This window comes from Furfurilactobacillus curtus (genome assembly GCF_045862785.1).
Lineage (GTDB): Bacteria > Bacillota > Bacilli > Lactobacillales > Lactobacillaceae > Furfurilactobacillus > Furfurilactobacillus curtus.
This window is the reverse complement of record NZ_BQXO01000027.1, coordinates 907-1,241: the sequence shown is the minus strand read 5'-3', so window position 1 is coordinate 1,241 and position 335 is coordinate 907. Positions and strand designations below refer to the sequence as shown.

The window sequence follows — 335 nt, the reverse complement described above, 5'->3', positions numbered from 1 at the left end:
AATTCAAAGCTTCCTAATCCGTCATCTGCTTTGGCAGGTTTATTTATTGCTTTAGCTTTATAACCATCGCTAATTTGAGTTAATTCAAGTTTTTGATTCTTCTCATCATCAGTATTTACTTTTAAATATTCTTTACCAGAAGTATTACTGACTGAATAATTGGCATTTACATTCATCAAGGGGCTTTCAATAATCATTGTTTTTTTATTAAATTGGGTTTTGTAGCTTTGTCCTTTTTGGTTGGGATACCATTTATTACTTTGCAAATCCTGTGCTGTAGACTTCCCACAAGCGGTAAGACCAACAACAATCAGCAACACTGTCATCACAGCGAT

The 335-nt window shown here is 33.7% G+C and carries 1 protein-coding gene; it reads right to left on the bottom strand.

The features are described from left to right. Positions 1-335, bottom strand: a 335-nt coding sequence (locus ACKTR2_RS10225) for a hypothetical protein (RefSeq protein ID WP_407885026.1), incomplete at both ends; no start/stop codon positions are given.